This window comes from Hydrogenophaga sp., assembly GCF_011772445.1.
Taxonomy (GTDB): domain Bacteria; phylum Pseudomonadota; class Gammaproteobacteria; order Burkholderiales; family Burkholderiaceae_C; genus Hydrogenophaga.
On the sequence record NZ_WVZN01000005.1, the window covers coordinates 105045 to 123831 of the forward strand.

The following is an 18787-nucleotide window of genomic DNA, read 5'->3' on the forward strand; positions in this document are numbered from 1 at the left end:
CGCGCGTGCGGCAGCGCCACCGGTACGCCACCCCCGTTGCTCGGTCCGTCCAGCGCCGCTTGACAATTCTCACGCCATGCCCCGCCCCATCCTGGCCACCGTGCACATCGGCGCCCTGCGCCACAACCTCGGCGTCGCGCGTGAACGCGCGCCCGACGCCCGCGTGTGGGCCGTCGTCAAGGCCAATGCCTACGGCCACGGCATCGAGCGCGTGTACGAGGGCCTGCGCGGCGCCGACGGTTTCGCGCTGCTCGACTTCGACGAGGCCGAGCGCCTGCGTGCGCTCGACTGGCGCGGCCCCATCCTGCTGCTGGAAGGCGCTTTCGAGGCGCGCGATCTCGAGCTGTGTTCGCGCCTGAACCTCTGGCACACGGTGCACTGCACCGAACAGATCGACTGGCTCGCCGCGCACAAGACGCAGCAGCCGCACAAGGTCTTCCTCAAGCTCAACAGCGGCATGAACCGCCTGGGCTTCACGCCCGCGGCCTACCGCGCGGCGTGGGCGCGGCTCAACGCGCTGCCGCAGGTGGAAGAGATCGGCCACATCACGCACTTCAGCGACGCCGACGGGCCGCGCGGTATCGCGCACCAGGTGGCGCTGTTCGAGCAGGCCACCGACGACCTGCCCGGCGAGCGCACGCTGGCCAACAGCGCGGCCATCCTGCGCCACGCGCGCGGGGCCCTGCGCGGCGCGGGTTCGCTCGCGGCCGACTGGGTGCGCGAGGGCATCGCGCTCTACGGGAGCGCGCCCGATTTCCCCGAGCACAGTGCCGCGCACTGGGGCCTGTTGCCCACCATGACGCTGTCCACCCGCGTGATCGGCGTGCAGCAACTGCAGGCCGGCGACACCGTGGGCTACGGCTCCACGTTCACCGCGAACGGGCCGATGCGCATCGGCGTCATCGCCTGCGGCTACGCCGATGGTTACCCGCGCCACGCACCCAGTGGCACGCCGGTGCTGGTGGACGGCGTGCGCACGCGCACCCTGGGCCGCGTCAGCATGGACATGATCACCGTGGACCTCACGACGGTGCCCAAGGCCGGCATCGGCAGCGAGGCGGTGCTGTGGGGCCGTGCCGGCAACGGCGCGTTGTTGCCGGTGGACGAGGTCGCGCACGCGGCCGGCACCATCGCCTACGAACCGCTGTGCGCGGTGGCGCCGCGCGTGCGCTTCGAGGTCGGCGAATGAAGGTCATCGCCGTTTGAGGCTCGCATGAACCGGCGCCGCGCACCCCACCCGCTGCTGCGCCCCTTCGTGCGCGAGGTCTGGAGTTGCGCCGCCGAACCGGCGGGCGAGTCGCAGGCGCGCATCGAGCGCCTGCTGCCCAGCGGCTTCATGCACCTGGTGCTGCGGCTCGACGAATCGCCGGTGCAACTGCTGCGTTCATGCGACGACGCGCAGGGTGAACCGCTGGCGAACGCAGTGCTCGCGGGCGCGCGCACCGCGCCCTACCTCAAGCGCCTGCACGCCCGCTCGGCCAGCGTGGGTGCCACGCTGCTGCCGGGCGCCGCGCAGTGGCTGTTCGGCCTGGACGCGGATGCTGTCACTGGCCGCCACGTGCCGTTGGAGGCCCTGCTGGGCCCCGAGGCGCCGCGCCTGCGCGAGCGGCTGATGGAGGCGGCGACCGTGGACGCGCGGCTCGCCCTGTTCGAGGCCTGGCTGCTGGCGCGACGACCACCCGTGGTGGGGCAGGCCGGCGCGCTCGCGCGGCTGCTGCGGCAATCGCCCTCGGTGGGGGCGGCCGTGCGCGCCAGTGGCCTGAGCCACCGCCGTTTCGAACTGCAGTTCCGCCAAGCCGCCGGCCTCAACCCCAAGGCCTGGCTGCGTGTGCGCCGCTTCCAGGCGGCGGTGAGGGCGCTCGCCGCGAGCGACGGCCCCGCGCCCGCCGACCTGGCGGCCATCCTGGGCTACAGCGACCAGTCGCACTTCATCCGCGAGTTCCGCGCCATGGCCGGCCTCACGCCCGGGCGCTTTCGCGCGCTCGCGCCCGACGAGCCCAACCACCTGCCGCTGGTGCCGCCGCGCCGCCACTGAGCGGGCGCTCACGGCGCGAACAATTTCTTCTATACGCAGGGCGCGTCGAGCGGCACAGTGCGGGCTTCGCCGCCTCAACCAGGAGCCGCCATGCGAATCGATGAAACCTATGCCTACCTCTGCGTGCACGACACCGACGCCGCCATTCGCTTCTATGGCCAGGCCTTCGGCGCCAACGAGAAATTCCGCCTGGTCGAACCCTCCGGCCGCATCGGCCACGCCGAACTCGCCTTCGGTCCGCACACCGTGATGCTGTGCGATGAGTTCCCCGAGGTCGGCATCCGCAGCGCGCGCAGCCTGGGTGCCACGCCGGTCACCTTGCACCTGCACGTGGACGACGCCGACGCGATGCTCGCCCAGGCCGTGGCCGCCGGCGCCACGCTGGAGCGCGAGGCCAGCGACGCCTTCTACGGCGAGCGCAGCGGCGTGGTGCGCTGTCCCTTCGGCCACCGCTGGCTCATCGGCCACTCGATCGAGAACGTCTCGCCAGAGGAAATGCAGCGGCGCTACACCGCGCTGTTCGACTGAGCGCGGATGGCCCCGGGCGCGGCGCCGCCATCGGCCCCTTGGCGCGAGCACTGGCGCCGTAGCATGTCCGCCTTCCCCACGGACCCGCAGCCATGCACATCGCCATCCTCACCTTCGACGGCTTCAACGAGCTCGACTCCCTGGTCGCGCTCGGCATCCTCAACCGCATCAAGCGGTCCGACTGGCGCGTTTCCATCGCCTGCCCCGCGCCGCGCGTGCGCTCCATGAACGGCGTGGTGATGGAGGCCCAAGCCGACCTGCGCGATGCCAGCGCCGCCGACGCGGTGATCGTCGGCAGCGGCATCAAGACCCGCGAGGTGGTGGCCGATGCGGCCCTGATGGCGCAGTTGCGGCTGGATCCCGCGCGACAACTGCTCGGGGCGCAGTGCTCAGGCACCCTGGTGCTCGCCAAGCTCGGCTTGTTGGGCGATGTGCCGGCCTGCACCGACCTCACGACCAAACCCTGGGTCGAGGAAGCGGGTGTGCGCGTGCTGGAGCAGCCTTTCGTGGCCCACGGCAACGTGGCCACGGCGGGTGGCTGCCTGGCTTCGCAGTACCTGGCGGCCTGGCTGATCGCGCGCCTGGTGGGCGAGGAGGCGGCGCGCGCTGCCCTGCACTATGTGGCGCCGGTGGGCGAGAAGGACCCGTACGTGGAACGCGCGATGGCCAACATCGCGCCGTTTCTCGGCGAACCCGTGTCCGGCGCGGCGGCGCTGCACCCCTGAGGGCTCACCGCCCCGGCGAGCAGTCCTTGAACCCGTAGCGTTCGCAGAACGGGTTGCCCCACAGCGGCAGCCAGCGCGGGATGTCGTGGAAGTCGCGCGCCACGGCGGCGAGCACGTTCTCGCGGTAGGGCGCGAAGCGGAAGCCCTCGCCATCCACGAACCAGAACTGCGCGCCATCCACCACGAAGACCTGCTTGCTCACGCGCTGGAAGTAGGGGGCGTACGCCGAGAGGTCCGGCTCGTCGTACTGGAACACGCGGATCGGCTGGCCGTCGTAGCGGCGGAAATCGACGATCTGGTCGTCTTGTCGTGCGTGGTGGCGGCCCTGACCGAACACCGGCACGTACTGGCCGTGGCGGAAGGCCAGCATCGCCGCCGGGTTGTAGGCGTGGGCCATGATCGTGCCGTTGGCGGGCAGGCCCTGGCGCAGCGCGGCCACCACGGCCGGGTTGTCGCGCAGGAACACGATGCGGTCGGCCCATTTGGTGGTGGCCCACCACGACACCGGGCTCAGCACCAGCGCCAGCACCACCAACAGGTGCGGCAGCGACAGCGCGACCGTGTAGCCCAACAGCCGGCGCAGCGGGCGAACGTCGCAGCGCAGGCCGGCCCACACCACGAACACCGGCACGAAGCCCAGCACCCAGTGCAGGCCGATGGTGCGGCGCGTGGCCAGCAGGGCGAACACCACGAAGGGGAAGACCCACAGCACCGCGAGCGTGGTGCGCGTGGTGGCGCTCACGCCCTCGGGCGCGCGCGAGCGCGCGGCGCGCCACAGCCACCAGGGCGTGACCAGGTACAGCGCCATGCCGAGGTAGGTGAGGAAGGTCTCCAGGGACCACGCCGATGCCTCGTTGCGGTTGAAGACGTTGAACATCACGTGGCTCCAGCCGTGCGTGGCGTTCAGGATGAGGTTGGCCGCGATGGCGGGCAGCGCGGCCACGAAGACCAGCAAAGGCGCCCACCAGCGCTCGCGCCGCCAGCCCCAGGCGTGGGCCGCGTAGGCGAAGCCCAGCAGCGCCGCAAAGTACTTGCTGAAGAAGGCCGCGCCGAGCAGCGCGCCGCTCAGCAGGTACCAGCCCGTGGCGCGCTCGGCCGTGTCCGCACGCACATAGGCCCAGAACGACAGCGCCATGAACAGGATCAGCAGCGTGTCGGTCGTCACCAGCACGAACAGCCAGCTCCAGGGAAGGGCCAGGTAGACCGCGCCGGCGAGCCAGGCCTGGGCCTCGCGCTCCTCGGGCAGCAGGCGGCGCAGCAGGTCCACCACCAGCAGGGCGATGGCGCTGGTCACCAGCAGCGTGACGCTGCGCAGCACCAGGGGTGTGTCACCGCCGATGGCCCGCAGACCCGCGATCAGCCAGCCCACCAGAGGCGGGTGGTCGGAGTAGTGCCAGGCCGGGCGCGCGCCCCACTGGTAGAAGAAGGCCTCGTCGCCGGTGAAGGGAAACACCGCGGCCAGGAACAGCTTGAGCAGCAGCGTGAGCCCAAAGGCCCACCAGAAGACGCGGCGCGCGGCCGCGAGGGAGTTGTTGTCGGCTTTCACACGCGCGCATCCAGGGCCAGCAGGCTCACGCCGACCACGATCAAAGTGCAGCCCGCCACGCGCAGCCACGAGAACGGCTCGCCCAGCCACAGCACGCCCAGCAGCATGGTGACGACGAAGCCCAGGCTCACCAGCGGGTAGGCCAGGGACACGTCCAGCCGCGACAGCACCCACAGCCACAGCACCGCGCTGGCGCCGTAGAGCATCAGGCCCAGCCAGACCATGGGACTGGTGAAGGCCTGCGCGTAGGTGCCGGCCACGTCGGCGCCGCCGGGGCCCAGGCCACGCTTCATGGCGAGCTGGGCCGCCGAGGACATGAGCACACAGACCAGCGCGAGCAGCAGGGCGAGGGTTTTCATAGGTGGGGTTGCCAGCCGATGGTGGCGGCCACGCCGATGCCGCCCATGATGAGCAGCGTGGCCCAACTGAAGGGGTCCTTCAGCGCGAAGGCCAGCGGGTCCTCGCCGTAGAGTTCGCGCCGCCCGGTCTTGAACCAGATGCGCATCACCCACAGCAGCAGCACGGGCGCGGCGGCCCACAGCCAGTCGGGCTGGCCATAGAGCGCGCGGCTGTTGGGCGAATCGATGTAGAGCGTGAGCACCAGCACCGACATGAACCCGCTGGTCATGCCCATGGTGCGCAGGGTGGCCAGGTCGCGCGGGTGGTAGCCGCGACCAGGCGCGGGCGCGTGGTGCGCCTCCACGGCCTCTTCCAGCTCGGCGCAGCGCTTGACCAGCGCCAGGCTCAGGAACAGGAAGATGGAGATGGCCAGCAGCCAGTTGGACAGGTCCACGTGCGCGGCCAGGGCGCCGGCGCCGATGCGCAGGGTGTAAAGGGTGGCCAGCAGCAGCACGTCGATCAGCGGGATGCGCTTCCAGCGCAGCGAATAGCCCAGCGTGAGCGCGGTGTAGACCAGCAGCGCGGCGGTGAAGGCGCCGCCCACCCAGAGAGCCAGTGCGAAGGCGGCGAGGATCATGACCGCGCCGATGGCCACGGCGGATGCGATGCCCATGGTGCCTGCGGCCAGGGGGCGGAAACGCTTGAGGCGGTGGGCGCGGTCGTTGGGCAGGTCCAGCAGGTCGTTGACGAGGTAGGTGGCCGAGGCGCACAGGCCGAAGGCGACGAAGGCCATGAACAGGGTGAACCACAGCGCGGGTGACGTGGCATGCGCGGCCAGCAGCGGCACGAACAACAGGCCGTTCTTGGACCACTGCTTGAGCCGGATGGCGCGCAGCACGGTCTTGAGCGTGAGCGGGCGGTGCTCGAACACCTGCGCGGGCGCATGGGTGGACTGCAGGCGCCGCAGCACGCCGGCGGGCGTGTTCACCGCAACGGCCTGCGCGCTGCCGGCCCACACGTGCAGGTCGTCGGCGCTGTTGCCGGCGTAGGCCCAGCGCTCGTGGCCGAGCAGGCGCGCGTGCGCAGCAATGGCCTCGCGCTTGTTGGCGCGGCTCAGGTTGGGGCCGCCGTCCCCGGTGGCCAATACGTCGCTGAACACGCCCAGGTGATCGGCCACGCGGCGAGCGATGCGCACGTCGGCCGCCGTGGCCAGCACCAGGGTGCGGCCACGCGCGTGTTCATGGCGCAGGAAATCGATGAAGTCGGTGCGCCAGGGCAGTTGCTCGGGCTCGGGCAGCACGGCATCGGCCAGCGCGCGCTTGAAGCCGGCCTTGCCGCGCGGCAGCCAGACCACCATGCGCAGCAGGTTCATCGGGTGGCGGCGCGCGAACAGCACCACGGACTCGTGCAGCGTATCGCTCGGCGTGAGCGAGCCGTCGAGGTCCACGTAGAGCGGACAGTCGTCCAGGGGCGGGTTGTTCATTTGCCTGAGCTGCGGGTCTCGGGCGATTCTAGGGGTCGCCCGTGACAGCATCAGGTGGAGAACAACCAGGCCCAGCCGCGCTGCACCAGGTCGATCGCGAGCTGGCCGAACGCCAGGGTATAGGCGATGGCGGCGGCGCCGGTCACGGTGGACACGGCCAGCGCCAGGCCGTCGCGGAACAGCCAGCCCAGGCCCAGCAGCACCAGGCTGGCGCTGGGCAGCACATTGCCGAAGGGCAGGGGCAGGAAGATGATGAAGGCCATCACCGCAATCCACAGGCCCCACCAGCCGCGCGTGCCTTCGTGGCGCCAGACCTGCCAGCGCGGACTCAGCCAGCGGTCGGCCAGGGCGTAGAGCCAGGCCAGACCGTGCAGGCTGCGGCGCGACCAGCGTTCGTTCAAGGTGAAGCCGCCCAGCGTGCCGGGCAGCGCCACGCGCTCGTGGCCGCGCGCCCAGTACCAGCCCAGGCCTGCGATGAAAAAGCTCACGAACCAGCCGGCGCCGCCCACGGGGATGAGCGTGAACAGCGAGAGCACCATCACCAGCACCGGCAACGAGGCTTCGCCGTGCAGGTTCATCAACTCGGCCAGCGTCAGGCGCAGCGGCGCGTGCACGTCGGGGTCGTGCGAGCCGCCCAGACCGTGCGAGCGCCACAGCCGCTCCTGGCGGATGGCGGCGCGGCGCAGGCGGCGTGCAAGGCTGTGGTCCATGGGGCGCGGTGATGCTGGTGTCCCTGCATGACCGTTTGACGACAGCGGGGTTCCCGGGCCACGCGCCAGCGCGACCGGCGCGACCGCGCCCCTGCGCTCAGGCCAGGGCCAGGGCGGGGTCGGCCGCGCCGAGGGGGCTGCGCGGCGAGACCAGCACCGTGTCGCCCTCGCGCAGGCCCAGGGCCTGGAACTGCGCCGTGCCCAGGCGCGCCTCGATCAGGTCGTGCCCGCCCGAGGTGCACTCGAGCTCGAGGCGCACCACCGGGTCCAGCACCAGCGCGCGGCGCAGGGTGGCCACCACGGCGCCGGTGGTGTCGACGCCGGGCAGCAGGCGCTGCACCTGCAGCTCGTGCGGGCGCAACGGGCGCGTGCCGTCGCCCACCAGCGGCACGCCGCCCAGGAAGCGCGCCACGAAGGGCGTGGCCGGGTGTTCCCACACCTCGCGCGGCGAACCGACCTGTTCGATCTTGCCGTGGTTCATCAGCACCACACGGTCGGCCACTTCCAGCGCCTCTTCCTGGTCGTGCGTGACGAAGATGCTGGTGACGTGCAGTTCGTCGTGCAGGCGGCGCAGCCAGCGGCGCAGTTCCTTGCGCACCTGGGCGTCGAGCGCGCCGAAAGGCTCGTCGAGCAGCAGCACCTTGGGCTCCACCGCCAGCGCGCGCGCCAGGGCGACGCGCTGGCGCTGGCCGCCGGAGAGCTGCGCGGGGTAGCGGTCGGCCAGCCAGTCGAGCTGCACGAGCTGAAGCAGCTCGTGGACCTTGGCCTGGATCTGCTTCTCGCTCGGGCGCTCCCCGCGCGGCTTCACGCGCAGGCCGAAGGCCACGTTGTCGGCCACCGTCATGTGGCGGAACAGCGCGTAGTGCTGGAACACGAAGCCCACGTTGCGCTCGCGCACGTGCACGTGCGTGCTGTCCTCGCCGCTGATCACGATCTGGCCGGCGTCGGCCGTTTCCAGGCCCGCGATGATGCGCAGCAGCGTGGTCTTGCCGCAGCCCGAGGGGCCCAGCAGGGCCAGCAGCTCGCCGCTTTCGATGTCGAGCCGGATGTTGTCCAGCGCGTGGAACGAGCCGAAGTGCTTGGAAATGTTCTGGACGTTGATGCTCATACGGATGCTCCTGCGACGGCGGGGTCGTGACGCGGCCGCTCGGGCGGCAGCTCGGCCAGGGCTTTGAGCTCGCGCTCCATGCGCCATTCGGCCACGGTCTTGATGACGAGGGTGATCAGCGCCAGCAGCGCCAGCAGCGAGGCCACGGCGAAGGCGGCGACGGACTGGTACTCGTTGTAGAGGACTTCCACGTGCAGCGGCATGGTGTTGGTCTGGCCGCGGATGTGGCCCGAGACCACCGAGACCGCACCGAACTCGCCCATGGCGCGCGCGTTGCACAGGATCACGCCGTAGATCAGGCCCCACTTGATGTTGGGCAGCGTGACGTGCCAGAAGGTCTGCCAGCCCGAGGCACCCAGCACCTGCGCGGCCTGCTCCTCGTCGTTGCCCTGCGCCTGCATCAGCGGGATGAGCTCGCGCGCGATGAAGGGGAAGGTGACGAAGATGGTGGCCAGGATGATGCCGGGCACGGCGAAGACGATCTTGATGTCGTGCGCGGCCAGCCAGGGGCCGAGCCAGCCCTGCGCGCCGAACACCAGCACGTAGATCAGGCCCGCCACCACGGGCGAGACGGAGAACGGCAGATCGATCAGCGTGGTGAGGAAGGCCTTGCCACGGAACTCGAACTTGGCCACGGCCCAGGCCGCGGCCACGCCGAACACCAGGTTCAGCGGCACAGCCACGGCGGCGGTGATCAGGGTGAGGCGGATCGCGGCCCAGGCGTCGGGCTCCTTCAGCGCCTCCCAGTAGGCTTCCCAGCCCTTGCGCAGCGCCTCGGCGAACACCGCGGCCAGCGGCAGCACCAGGAACAGCGCCATGAAGACCAGGGCGATGGCGATCAGCGTGCGGCGCACCCAGGGCGCTTCGGTTCGTACAAGGCTCATGCCATCGCTCCACCGGAGCGCTTGCGCTGCCAGGCCTGCAGGCCGTTGATGACCAGCAGCAGAACGAAGGAGATGAGCAGCATGACGGTGGCCACGGCGGTGGCGCCTGCGTAGTCGTACTGCTCGAGCTTGGAGATGATGATCAGCGGCGTGATCTCCGAGACCATGGGCATGTTGCCGGCGATGAAGATCACCGAGCCGTACTCACCCACTGCGCGCGCGAAGGCCATGGCGAAGCCCGTGAGCAGCGCAGGCGCGATGCTGGGGAAGATCACGCGCCAGAAGATCTGCCAGCGCGTGGCGCCCAGGCTGCTGGCGGCTTCTTCCAGCTCTTTCTCGGTGTCTTCCAGCACGGGCTGCACCGTGCGCACCACGAAGGGCAGGCCGATGAAGATGAGCGCGATGACCACGCCGTTGGGGTTGAAGGCGAGCTGGATGCCCAGCGGCGCGACGTACTGGCCGATCCAGCCGTTGTCGGCCAGCAGCGCGGTGAGCGAGATGCCGGCCACGGCCGTGGGCAGCGCGAAGGGCAGGTCCACCAGCGCGTCGACGATCTTCTTGCCGGGGAAGCTGTAGCGCACCAGCACCCAGGCCACCAGCAGGCCGAACACCACGTTGACCAGCGCTGCGATCAGCGAGGCACCGAAGGTCAGGCGGTAGGAGGCCAGCACACGCGGTGAAGCCACCGCGTCCCAGAACTGAGGCCAGGTCATCGAGAAGGTCTTGAAGACCAGGGCCGAGAGCGGGATCAACACGATCAGGCTCAGGTAGAGCAGCGTGTAGCCCAGGGTGATGTTGAAGCCCGGCAGCACGCGGCGCGCGGGGCGCCGCGCGCCGGGCGCTGCCGGCAGGGGCAGCGTGGTGGCGGTCATGGCTCAGCGGACCGTGTAGAGCTGGTCGAACTTCCCGCCGTCGTTGAAGTGGGTCTTCTGCGCCTCGGCGAAGGAGCCGAAGTACTGCTCCACCGTGAACAGCTTGACGGGCTTGAAGACGTCGGCGTGCTTCTTCAGCACCGCTTCCGAGCGCGGGCGGATGTTGTGCTTCGCCGCGATCTCCTGGCCCTGCTCGGTGTAGAGGAAGTCGAGGTAGGCCTTGGCTTCGGCGGCCGTGCCTTTCTTGTTCACCGTGCGCTCGACGATGGCGACCGGGTTCTCGGCCACGATGCTCGCGCTCGGGTGGATGGCGTCGACCTTGCCGGCGCCGAACTCGTTGTTCACCGACACCACCTCGGACTCGAAGGTGATCAGCACGTCGCCGACGTTGCGCTGCAGGAAGGTGCCGGTGGCGTCGCGCCCGCCGCGCGCCAGCACGGGCACGTTGGCGTAGAGCTTCTTCACGAACGCGGCGGCCTGTTCATCGGTGCCGCCTTTGGCGCGCACCTGGCCCCAGGCGGCCAGGTAGGCGTAGCGGCCGTTGCCGCCGGTCTTGGGGTTGACCACCACGACCTGCACGCCGGGCTTGATCAGGTCGTCCCAGTCCTTGATGTTCTTGGGGTTGCCGTTGCGCACCAGGAACAGCATGGTGGACGTGGTGGGCGCGGCGTTGTGGGGGAATTTCTGGCGCCAGTCCTTGGCGACCACGCCCTTGTCGGCGAGGAAGTCGACGTCGGTGGTGGTGTTCATGGTGACCACGTCGGCCTCCAGTCCGTCGGCCACGGCGCGCGCCTGGGCGCTCGAGCCGGCGTGCGACTGGTTCACCACCACGGTCTTGCCGGCCTTTTTCTGCTGCTCGACGAAGGCGGCGTTGATGTCCTTGTAGAACTCGCGCGCCACGTCGTACGAGACGTTGAGCAGCGTGGTGCTCTGGGCCGAGGCCAGGGTGCTGAGGGCCAGCCCGAGGGTGGCGACGGTGGTGCGCAGGGCGGTGTTCATGGTCGAAGGCTCATGGTGTTCAGGGGGCAGGAGCGGGATTCTGGAAGTGCCCTTCACAAAAGCAAACGACAGTTTTCTTGTTTCTTCATGCCATGACGGCATAAGAAACGGCGGCCACCGGCCGCCGGCCAGCGCTCAGGCGATGGCTTCGATGATGCGGATGTCGCGCTCGGCGCCATCGCCCAAGGCCTGCAGCGCCTCCTGGTAGGCGGGGCTGTCGTGCGCCGCGATGGCCTGGTCCACGCTGTCGAACTCGATCAGCACGGCGCGCTGCTGCACGGCCGCCTCGTACACCTGCGCGGGCATGCCGCGCGCCAGAAAGCGCGCGCCAAATGCTTGCAGGGCCGGCCCCGCCAATTGGGCATAGGCCGCCAGCGCGGCGGGGTCGCTGATCGATCGGTAGGTGGCCATCCAGTAAGCCTTGGGCATGGGGGGAATCTCCTCGTGGGTTGATGGGGCCTTCAACGGCGCGAGGATTGTCGCTCCCATGGGAAGACCTACTTGCGGGTGTAGATCTGGTCGAAGCTGCCGCCGTCGGCGAAGTGCACCTTGGCCGCCTGGTCCCAGCCGCCGAAGGCGGCGTCGATGGTGAACAGCTTGAGCTTGGGCAGTTGCTTGGCGTACTTGGCCTGGGCCTTCTCGGAGCGCGGGCGGTAGAAGTGCTTGCCGATGATGTCCTGCGCCTCTTCGGTGTAGAGGAACTCCAGGTAGGCCTGCGCCACGGCGCGCGTGCCTTTCTTGTCCACGTTCTTGTCGACCACGGTCACCGCGGGCTCGGCCAGGATGGACAGCGAGGGGTAGACGAAGTCCACCTTGTTGCCGAACTCCTTCTCCAGCAGGTAGGCCTCGTTCTCCCAGCTGATGAACACGTCGCCCTGGTTGCGCTGCGCGAAGGTGACGGAGGAGCCGCGCGCGCCGGTGTCCAGCACGGGCACGTTGGCGTAGAGCTTGGCGACGAATTCCTTGGCTTTTTCATCACCGCCGTACTTGCGCTTGGCGAATTCCCAGGCGGCCAGGTAGTTCCAGCGCGCGCCGCCCGATGTCTTGGGGTTGGGCGTGATGACCTTGACGTCGGGTCGGATCAGGTCGTCCCAGTCCTTGATGTTCCTGGGGTTCCCGGCGCGAACCACCAGCACGATGGTGGAGGTGTAGGGCGAGCTGTTCTGCGGCAGGCGCTTCTGCCAGTCCTTGGGCACCCACTGGCCGTTGGTGTGCAGGGCGTCGGTGTCGCCGGCCAGGGCCAGGGTGGCCACGTCGGCGTCCAGGCCGTCGATGATGGCGCGCGCCTGGCGGCCCGAGCCACCGTGCGACTGCTTGATGGTCACGTCCTGGCCGGTTTTGGCTTTCCAGTGTTTGGCGAAGGCGGCGTTGTATTCGACGTAGAGCTCGCGCGTGGGGTCGTAGCTCACGTTGAGCAGGGTGACGGGTGCGGGCGCCTGGGCCTGGGCGGCGCCCAGCGTCAGGGTGAGGGCGGCGGCGCCCAGGGTGGTCAGCAGGTGGCGGCGGGTGGTCATGGTTCGTTCCTTGTTCGGTCGGTCGTTCGGAGGCGCTGGTGTCAGCGACAAGGCCGCGATGTTCCCGGCAAGCGGGCGAACAAGGAACGAATACGTTTTTGGTTGTTTATGACGAAAACATCTATGGGCGCTGCAGGGCGTTCCTGTCAGGGCCGCAGCGGAAAGCCCTCGGCCAGCGCCCCGCGCAGCCAGGCCACGAACACCGTGACCGCGCGCGGTACATGGCTGGCGTAGGGCCGGATGGCGTAGATGTGGTCGCTGAAGGTGCCGACGGCTTCCCAGTCCGGCAGCACCTCCACCAGCTTGCCGGCGCGCAGCGCGGCCTGCGCGCTGAAGTCCGGCAGCAGGGCGATGCCCAGGCCCGCCAGGGCGGCCTCGCGCAGTGCCTCGCTGTTGTTGGCGCCGAAGGGGCCGGTCACCGCCACCGTGGTGCGGGGAGCGCTGGCCTTGCGCCGCCCTTCGGCGGGCTGGAAGTGCCAGGCCGGCGTGTCCTGCGCGCGCGGGTAGTGCAGGCAGTCGTGGCCGGCCAGGTCCTGCGGCGTGGCGGGCGTGCCGCGGCGGCGCAGGTAGGCGCGGCTGGCCACCAGCACCGAGCGTGTGCGGCACAGCGTCCAGGCCACGTGCGTGTCGGGTGGCGCGGCGGTGTGGCGGATGGCAAGGTCGAAACCCTCGGTGGCCACCGAGCTCAGGCGGTCGGACAGGTCGAGCTCGATGCGGATGCCGGGGTGCTCGCGCAGGAAATCGGCGATGCGCGGCACGAGCTGCTGGCGCGCGAAGGCCACCGGCGCCGTTACCCGGACGCGGCCCGCCGGCACCTCGGCCAGGTCGCGCACGCTGGCGAAGCCTTGGGCGATGCGCTCGAAAGGCTCGCGCAGGCCATCGACCAGGCGCTGGCCTGCTTCGGTGAGGCGCACGCTGCGCGTGGTGCGCTGCACCAAGGGCACGCCGGCCGCGCGTTCCAGCTCGCTGATGTGCTGGCTCATGGCGGCCTTGCTCACGCCCAGGCGCTGCGCCGCCGCGGTGTAGCTGCCGTGCTGCGCCAGCACGGTGAGCCAGTGCAGGTGGGACCAGAGGTGCTCGGCTTTTTCCAGACTCATGGGCACATTGTTCACCATGGCAAACAATGCGTTCAAGTCCGGCGCCTAGGCAGGGGCGGGGCCGCTGCCTAGACTGGGCCGCTTCGCCACCGCCAGGGACCGCCGCCATGACCACGAACCCCACCTCCATCGCCCACTTCATCGGCGGCCGCGTCGCCGCCGGTTCGTCCGTGCGCGTGCAGGACGTGACCAACCCCGCCACCGGCGCCGTCACCGGCCGCGTGGCCCTGGCCAATCCGGCCGACGTGGATGCGGCCGTGGCCGCCGCGCAAGCCGCCTTCCCGGCCTGGGCCGACACGCCGCCGATCCGCCGCGCGCGCGTGATGTTCAAGTTCCTCGAGCTCGTGAACCAGCACAAGGACGAACTGGCGAAGCTGATCACCAGCGAGCACGGCAAGGTGTTCACCGACGCGCAAGGCGAGGTCGCGCGCGGCATCGACATCATCGAATTCGCCTGCGGCATTCCGCAACTGCTCAAGGGCGACTTCACCGACCAGGTCTCCACCGGCATGGACAACTGGACCCTGCGCCAGCCGCTGGGTGTGGTCGCGGGCATCACACCCTTCAACTTCCCGGTGATGGTGCCCATGTGGATGTTCCCGGTGGCCATCGCCGCGGGCAACTGCTTCGTGCTCAAGCCCAGCCCCATCGACCCCTCGGCCTCGCTGTTCATGGGCGAACTGCTGAAGAAAGCGGGCCTGCCCGACGGCGTGTTCAACGTGGTGCAGGGCGACAAGGAGGCGGTGGACGCGCTGCTGGTGCACCCCGACGTGAAGGCGATCAGCTTCGTCGGTTCCACGCCGATCGCGAACTACATCTACGAGACCGGCGCGCACCACGGCAAGCGCGTGCAGGCCCTGGGCGGCGCCAAGAACCACATGGTGGTGATGCCCGACGCCGACCTGGACCAGGCGGTGGACGCGTTGATCGGCAGCGCCTACGGCAGCGCCGGCGAGCGTTGCATGGCCATCAGCGTGGCGGTGCTGGTGGGCGACGTGGCCGACAAGATCATGCCCAAGCTGGTCGAGCGCACGAAGACGCTGAAGGTGCTGGACGGCATGAACCTCGCGGCCGAGATGGGCCCCATCGTCACGGCCGCCGCGCACCAGCGCATCAGCGGGTATATCGACGCGGGCGCCAAGGAAGGCGCGACGCTGCTGGTGGATGGCCGAGGCTTCAGCGGCGCCACGGCGGGCAAGGGCTGCGACAAGGGCTTCTGGATGGGCGGCACGCTGTTCGACCACGTCAGCACCGACATGAAGATCTACAGGGAGGAGATCTTCGGCCCGGTGCTGTCCTGCGTGCGCGTGCCCGATTTCGCGCAGGCGGTGCAGATCATCAACGAGCACGAGTTCGGCAACGGCGTCTCCTGCTTCACGCGCGACGGCAACGTGGCGCGCGAGTTCGCGCGGCGCATCCAGGTGGGCATGGTGGGCATCAACGTGCCCATTCCCGTGCCCATGGCCTGGCAGGGCTTCGGCGGCTGGAAGAAGAGCCTGTTCGGCGACATGCACGCCTATGGCGAAGAGGGCGTGCGCTTCTATACGAAGCAGAAGTCGATCATGCAGCGCTGGCCGGAAAGCATTTCAAAGGGCGCCGAGTTCGTCATGCCGACGGCGAAGTAAAGTCCCGCGCGCCAGCAGCGCGACAAACAACAACGAGAGCGAGACAAGGCATGAGCGACACCCGCTTCGACTTCATCGTCATCGGCGCCGGCACGGCGGGCTGCCTGCTGGCCAATCGCCTGAGCGCCGACCCGACGAAGCGGGTGCTGCTGCTGGAGGCCGGCGGCAAGGACGACTACCACTGGATCCACATCCCGGTCGGCTACCTCTACTGCATCGGCAACCCGCGCACCGACTGGTGCTACCAGACCGAGCCCGACCCCGGCCTCAATGGCCGGCGCCTGCGCTACCCGCGCGGCAAGACCCTGGGGGGCTGCTCCAGCATCAACGGCATGATCTACATGCGTGGCCAGCGGCGCGACTACGAGCACTGGGCCGAGGCCACCGGTGACGCCGCCTGGCGCTGGGACGCCTGCCTGCCCGACTTCACCGCGCACGAGGACCACTACCGCCTCGACGCCGCGCAGGACCCTTCATTCGCCGCGCTGCACGGCAATGGCCGCCGCGGCAGCACCGGCGAGTGGCGCGTGGAGAAGCAGCGCCTGCGCTGGGACATCCTCGACGCCTTTGCGCAGGCCGCGCAGCAGGCCGGCGTGCCCGCCACGGCCGACTTCAACACCGGCGACAACGAGGGCGTGGGTTATTTCGAGGTGAACCAGAAGGCCGGCTGGCGATGGAACGCGTCCAAGGCCTTCCTGCGCCCGGTGCTGCGACGGTCCAACCTCACGGTGTGGACCGAGACGCTCACCGAGCGCCTGCTGTTCGAACGCGCAGCGAATGGCGAACTGCGCTGCAGCGGCGCCGAGTTGCGCCGCGGCGGCGAGCGCGTCAGCGTGCAGGCCATGCGTGAGGTCGTGCTGAGCGCGGGCAGCATCGGATCGCCCGCGGTCCTGCAGCGCTCGGGCGTGGGCCCGGCGGCGCTGCTGCGCGCGCACGGCATCGACGTGGTGCATGAACTCAAGGGCGTGGGCGAGAACCTGCAGGACCACCTGCAGATCCGCGCCGTCTACAAGGTGCAGGGCGCGCCCACGCTCAACGTGCTGGCCGGTTCGCTGTGGGGCAAGGCCCGCATCGGCCTGCAGTACGCGCTGTCGCGCAGCGGGCCCATGAGCATGTCGCCCAGCCAGCTCGGCGCCTTCACGCGCAGCGATCCCGCGCAGCCGCACGCCAACCTGGAGTACCACGTGCAGCCGCTGAGCCTGGACGCCTTCGGCGAGCCGCTGCACGCCTTTCCGGCCTTTACCGCGAGCGTGTGCAACCTCAACCCCACCAGCCGCGGCCACGTGCGCATCACCGGCGCCGACCCCGAGGCCGCGCCCGCCATCGCACCGCTGTACCTGGCCACGGACGAGGACCGCCGCGTGGCCGCCGACAGCCTGCGCGTGACGCGGCGCATCGTGGCCCAGCCTGCGCTGGCGCCATTCAAGCCCGAGGAGTTCAAACCGGGCCCGCAATACCAGAGCGATGACGAGCTCGCGCGCCTGGCCGGCGACATCGCGAGCACGATCTTCCACCCTGTGGGCACCACCAAGATGGGCCGCGCCGACGACGACACGGCCGTGGTGGACAGCCACCTGCGCGTGCGCGGCATTGCCGGTCTGCGCGTGGTGGACGCGGGCGTGATGCCCACCATCACCAGCGGCAACACCAACAGCCCCACGCTGATGATCGCGGAGAAGGCGGCGCGCTGGATACGCGAGGGAGCCTGACAGCCCTCAGCGCAGCCCGCCCACGTACTTGTGATCGGCGCCCGCGGGCGCTGGCCCGGGTGGCGCGGTGCGCAGGGCTTCGGCCGCCACGTCCAGCAGGGTCTTGCGCGGCGTGGCGCCCATGTCGACGATGGCCGCTTCCAGCTTGTCGGCCCATTGCCGAAGGTCCTCGTGGCCCTCGGCGGTGGCCTTCTCGCGCGCGAAGCGCACGATGGCGCGCGCGTACTCCGCGTTGGTCGCGAGCCATTCGGTGTCGGTCACGCGCCCCGTCTTGCGCCGCAGCAGCACATGCAGGTGTGCCGCGATGGCGAACAGCTCGCTCGTGTTGCTCATGGCCCGGACCGCGCTCAGCCGCCCAGGCGTTCGTTGTGCAGCGAAGCGTCCAGCCCCTGGCGCTCGTCGTCCGCGCGCACGCGCAGGCCCGCGAAGCGCGACACGATGAACAGCACCACCGTGGTCATCACCAGGCTGTAGGCCAGCACCGCCACGCAGGCAATGAGCTGGGTGAGCACGCTGCCCTCCAGTCCCGAAATGGCCGGGTCGGCCAGCACGCCGGTGAGCAGCGCGCCCACCAGGCCGCCCACGCCGTGCACCCCGAAGACGTCGAGCGAGTCGTCGGCGCGCAGCAGGCGTTTGAGGCCCGTGGCGCCCCAGTAGCAGGCGAAGCCCGCCGCCACGCCGATCAGCAGGGCCGCGCGCGGCCCCACAAAGCCGGCGGCGGGCGTGATGGCCACCAAGCCGGCTACCACACCCGAACACAGGCCCAGGAGCGTGGCGCGTCGGCGGGCCCACCACTCGGCCGCCATCCAGGCCAGCGCACCGGCGGCGGCGGCGATGTGCGTGACTGCGATGGCCAGGCCCGCGCGGCCGTCGGCCGCCAGGGCCGAGCCGCCGTTGAACCCGAACCAGCCCACCCACAACAGGCCGGTGCCGGCCATGGTCAGGCCCAGGTTGAAGGGCAGGAAGGGTTCGCGCCCGTAGCCCTGCCGGGGCCCCAGCGCGTAGGCGCAGACCAGGGCCGCCGCGCCGGCGTTGATGTGCACCACCGCACCGCCCGCGAAATCGAGCGCACCGAGTTGCGCCAGCCAGCCGCCCGGCTCCCACACCCAGTGCGCGATGGGCGCGTAGACCAGCAGCAGCCACAGCCCGGAGAAAGCGAGCAGGGCGCCGAACTTCATGCGCTCCACCAGAGCGCCTACCACCAGCGCGCAGGTGATGACCGCGAAGCTGAGCTGGAACATGGCAAACACCGATTCCGGCAGGTGCGGGGCGATGTGGCTCACCGCCACCTGACCACCTTGACCCAGGTAGTCCAGCCCCGCGAAGCCCGCGCGGGACAGGCCACCGATGATTCCCCCGAATGAGCCTCCGGGCGTGAAAGCCAGTGAGTAAGCGATCGCAAACCAGAGAACGCTGACCAGGGCGGCGATGCCCATCACGCTGGCCATGGTGTTGATGACGTTGAAGCGGCGGACCATGCCGCCGTAGAACAGACCGATACCGGGCAGGGTCATGAGCAGCACCAGGGCGGTGCTCACCATCACCCAGGCGGTGTCGGCGGCGGAGAGGCTGTCCAGGGCCGCCAGGGCGGGGCCGCTGATGTCTGGCATACG

Annotated in this window: 19 protein-coding genes; 6 read left to right on the forward strand and 13 right to left on the reverse strand. The window is 70.0% G+C overall.

What is annotated here, in order from left to right; all coding sequences use genetic code 11:
• The first annotated feature begins 76 nt into the window (after window positions 1-76).
• From alr to GTO19_RS02040, 4 genes are all read left to right on the forward strand, one after another.
• Window positions 77-1189, forward strand: coding sequence for an alanine racemase (alr, locus tag GTO19_RS02025; protein ID WP_291017886.1), 1113 nt, complete (start codon window positions 77-79; stop codon window positions 1187-1189).
• 24 nt (window positions 1190-1213) lie between these two features.
• Window positions 1214-2035, forward strand: coding sequence for a helix-turn-helix domain-containing protein (locus GTO19_RS02030; RefSeq protein ID WP_291017889.1), 822 nt, complete (start codon window positions 1214-1216; stop codon window positions 2033-2035).
• 90 nt (window positions 2036-2125) lie between these two features.
• Window positions 2126-2563, forward strand: a complete 438-nt coding sequence (locus GTO19_RS02035) for a VOC family protein (RefSeq protein ID WP_291017892.1) — start codon at window positions 2126-2128, stop codon at window positions 2561-2563.
• Window positions 2564-2655: 92 nt separating this feature from the next.
• Entirely contained in the window at window positions 2656-3288 is a 633-nt protein-coding gene (locus tag GTO19_RS02040; RefSeq protein ID WP_291017895.1) for a DJ-1/PfpI family protein, read from the forward strand.
• Window positions 3289-3292: 4 nt separating this feature from the next.
• On the opposite strand, the gene GTO19_RS02045 is transcribed toward GTO19_RS02040, so the two are convergent.
• From GTO19_RS02045 to GTO19_RS02095, 11 genes are all read right to left on the reverse strand, one after another.
• Complete coding sequence (locus tag GTO19_RS02045) at window positions 3293-4834, reverse strand: glycosyltransferase family 39 protein (protein ID WP_291017898.1); 1542 nt, start codon at window positions 4832-4834, stop codon at window positions 3293-3295.
• Window positions 4831-5193, reverse strand: coding sequence for a multidrug efflux SMR transporter (locus GTO19_RS02050; RefSeq protein WP_291017901.1), 363 nt, complete (start codon window positions 5191-5193; stop codon window positions 4831-4833). The genes GTO19_RS02045 and GTO19_RS02050 overlap by 4 nt, the downstream gene beginning before the upstream one ends.
• Entirely contained in the window at window positions 5190-6656 is a 1467-nt protein-coding gene (locus tag GTO19_RS02055; RefSeq protein ID WP_291017904.1) for a UbiA family prenyltransferase, read from the reverse strand. Before GTO19_RS02055 ends, GTO19_RS02050 begins: the two co-directional genes overlap by 4 nt.
• A 50-nt stretch (window positions 6657-6706) precedes the next feature.
• Entirely contained in the window at window positions 6707-7366 is a 660-nt protein-coding gene (locus GTO19_RS02060) for an exopolysaccharide biosynthesis protein (protein ID WP_291017907.1), read from the reverse strand.
• 97 nt (window positions 7367-7463) lie between these two features.
• Entirely contained in the window at window positions 7464-8474 is a 1011-nt protein-coding gene (locus tag GTO19_RS02065; protein ID WP_291017910.1) for a sulfate ABC transporter ATP-binding protein, read from the reverse strand.
• Window positions 8471-9358, reverse strand: a complete 888-nt coding sequence (cysW, locus tag GTO19_RS02070) for a sulfate ABC transporter permease subunit CysW (RefSeq protein WP_291017913.1) — start codon at window positions 9356-9358, stop codon at window positions 8471-8473. The genes GTO19_RS02065 and cysW overlap by 4 nt, the downstream gene beginning before the upstream one ends.
• Window positions 9355-10230, reverse strand: coding sequence for a sulfate ABC transporter permease subunit CysT (cysT, locus tag GTO19_RS02075; RefSeq protein ID WP_291017915.1), 876 nt, complete (start codon window positions 10228-10230; stop codon window positions 9355-9357). Before cysT ends, cysW begins: the two co-directional genes overlap by 4 nt.
• Window positions 10231-10233: 3 nt before the next feature.
• Window positions 10234-11229, reverse strand: a complete 996-nt coding sequence (locus tag GTO19_RS02080; RefSeq protein ID WP_291017917.1) for a sulfate ABC transporter substrate-binding protein — start codon at window positions 11227-11229, stop codon at window positions 10234-10236.
• A 135-nt stretch (window positions 11230-11364) separates the two neighbouring features.
• Window positions 11365-11658, reverse strand: coding sequence for a DUF1330 domain-containing protein (locus GTO19_RS02085; RefSeq protein ID WP_009519403.1), 294 nt, complete (start codon window positions 11656-11658; stop codon window positions 11365-11367).
• Between the two features lie 68 nt (window positions 11659-11726).
• Window positions 11727-12743: a sulfate ABC transporter substrate-binding protein gene (locus GTO19_RS02090; RefSeq protein WP_291017921.1), complete on the reverse strand. Its 1017-nt coding sequence runs from the start codon at window positions 12741-12743 to the stop codon at window positions 11727-11729.
• A 146-nt stretch (window positions 12744-12889) separates the two neighbouring features.
• Window positions 12890-13840, reverse strand: coding sequence for a LysR family transcriptional regulator (locus tag GTO19_RS02095; protein ID WP_291018262.1), 951 nt, complete (start codon window positions 13838-13840; stop codon window positions 12890-12892).
• Window positions 13841-13947: 107 nt separating this feature from the next.
• Between GTO19_RS02095 and GTO19_RS02100 the strand changes: the two genes are divergently transcribed.
• Entirely contained in the window at window positions 13948-15465 is a 1518-nt protein-coding gene (locus tag GTO19_RS02100; RefSeq protein WP_291017923.1) for a CoA-acylating methylmalonate-semialdehyde dehydrogenase, read from the forward strand.
• Window positions 15466-15515: 50 nt separating this feature from the next.
• Entirely contained in the window at window positions 15516-17174 is a 1659-nt protein-coding gene (locus GTO19_RS02105; RefSeq protein ID WP_291017925.1) for a GMC family oxidoreductase, read from the forward strand.
• 6 nt (window positions 17175-17180) lie between these two features.
• Here the strand turns inward: GTO19_RS02105 and GTO19_RS02110 are convergent, their stop codons facing one another.
• Both GTO19_RS02110 and GTO19_RS02115 read right to left on the reverse strand, forming a co-directional pair.
• Entirely contained in the window at window positions 17181-17507 is a 327-nt protein-coding gene (locus GTO19_RS02110; protein ID WP_291017928.1) for a hypothetical protein, read from the reverse strand.
• 14 nt (window positions 17508-17521) lie between these two features.
• Complete coding sequence (locus tag GTO19_RS02115; RefSeq protein ID WP_291017931.1) at window positions 17522-18784, reverse strand: ammonium transporter; 1263 nt, start codon at window positions 18782-18784, stop codon at window positions 17522-17524.
• Between the last annotated feature and the right edge of the window lie 3 nt (window positions 18785-18787).

What these genes read in the sequence shown, in the direction of transcription:
- alr (WP_291017886.1), top strand. Translation starts at nt 77, where the DNA reads ATGCCCCGCCCCATCCTGGCCACCGTGCACATCGGCGCCCTGCGCCAC.
- GTO19_RS02030 (WP_291017889.1), top strand. Translation starts at nt 1,214, where the DNA reads ATGAACCGGCGCCGCGCACCCCACCCGCTGCTGCGCCCCTTCGTGCGC.
- GTO19_RS02035 (WP_291017892.1), top strand. Translation starts at nt 2,126, where the DNA reads ATGCGAATCGATGAAACCTATGCCTACCTCTGCGTGCACGACACCGAC.
- GTO19_RS02040 (WP_291017895.1), top strand. Translation starts at nt 2,656, where the DNA reads ATGCACATCGCCATCCTCACCTTCGACGGCTTCAACGAGCTCGACTCC.
- GTO19_RS02050 (WP_291017901.1), bottom strand. Translation starts at nt 5,193, where the DNA reads ATGAAAACCCTCGCCCTGCTGCTCGCGCTGGTCTGTGTGCTCATGTCC.
- GTO19_RS02055 (WP_291017904.1), bottom strand. Translation starts at nt 6,656, where the DNA reads ATGAACAACCCGCCCCTGGACGACTGTCCGCTCTACGTGGACCTCGAC.
- GTO19_RS02060 (WP_291017907.1), bottom strand. Translation starts at nt 7,366, where the DNA reads ATGGACCACAGCCTTGCACGCCGCCTGCGCCGCGCCGCCATCCGCCAG.
- GTO19_RS02065 (WP_291017910.1), bottom strand. Translation starts at nt 8,474, where the DNA reads ATGAGCATCAACGTCCAGAACATTTCCAAGCACTTCGGCTCGTTCCAC.
- cysW (WP_291017913.1), bottom strand. Translation starts at nt 9,358, where the DNA reads ATGAGCCTTGTACGAACCGAAGCGCCCTGGGTGCGCCGCACGCTGATC.
- cysT (WP_291017915.1), bottom strand. Translation starts at nt 10,230, where the DNA reads ATGACCGCCACCACGCTGCCCCTGCCGGCAGCGCCCGGCGCGCGGCGC.
- GTO19_RS02080 (WP_291017917.1), bottom strand. Translation starts at nt 11,229, where the DNA reads ATGAACACCGCCCTGCGCACCACCGTCGCCACCCTCGGGCTGGCCCTC.
- GTO19_RS02085 (WP_009519403.1), bottom strand. Translation starts at nt 11,658, where the DNA reads ATGCCCAAGGCTTACTGGATGGCCACCTACCGATCGATCAGCGACCCC.
- GTO19_RS02090 (WP_291017921.1), bottom strand. Translation starts at nt 12,743, where the DNA reads ATGACCACCCGCCGCCACCTGCTGACCACCCTGGGCGCCGCCGCCCTC.
- GTO19_RS02095 (WP_291018262.1), bottom strand. Translation starts at nt 13,840, where the DNA reads ATGAGTCTGGAAAAAGCCGAGCACCTCTGGTCCCACCTGCACTGGCTC.
- GTO19_RS02100 (WP_291017923.1), top strand. Translation starts at nt 13,948, where the DNA reads ATGACCACGAACCCCACCTCCATCGCCCACTTCATCGGCGGCCGCGTC.
- GTO19_RS02105 (WP_291017925.1), top strand. Translation starts at nt 15,516, where the DNA reads ATGAGCGACACCCGCTTCGACTTCATCGTCATCGGCGCCGGCACGGCG.
- GTO19_RS02110 (WP_291017928.1), bottom strand. Translation starts at nt 17,507, where the DNA reads ATGAGCAACACGAGCGAGCTGTTCGCCATCGCGGCACACCTGCATGTG.
- GTO19_RS02115 (WP_291017931.1), bottom strand. Translation starts at nt 18,784, where the DNA reads ATGCCAGACATCAGCGGCCCCGCCCTGGCGGCCCTGGACAGCCTCTCC.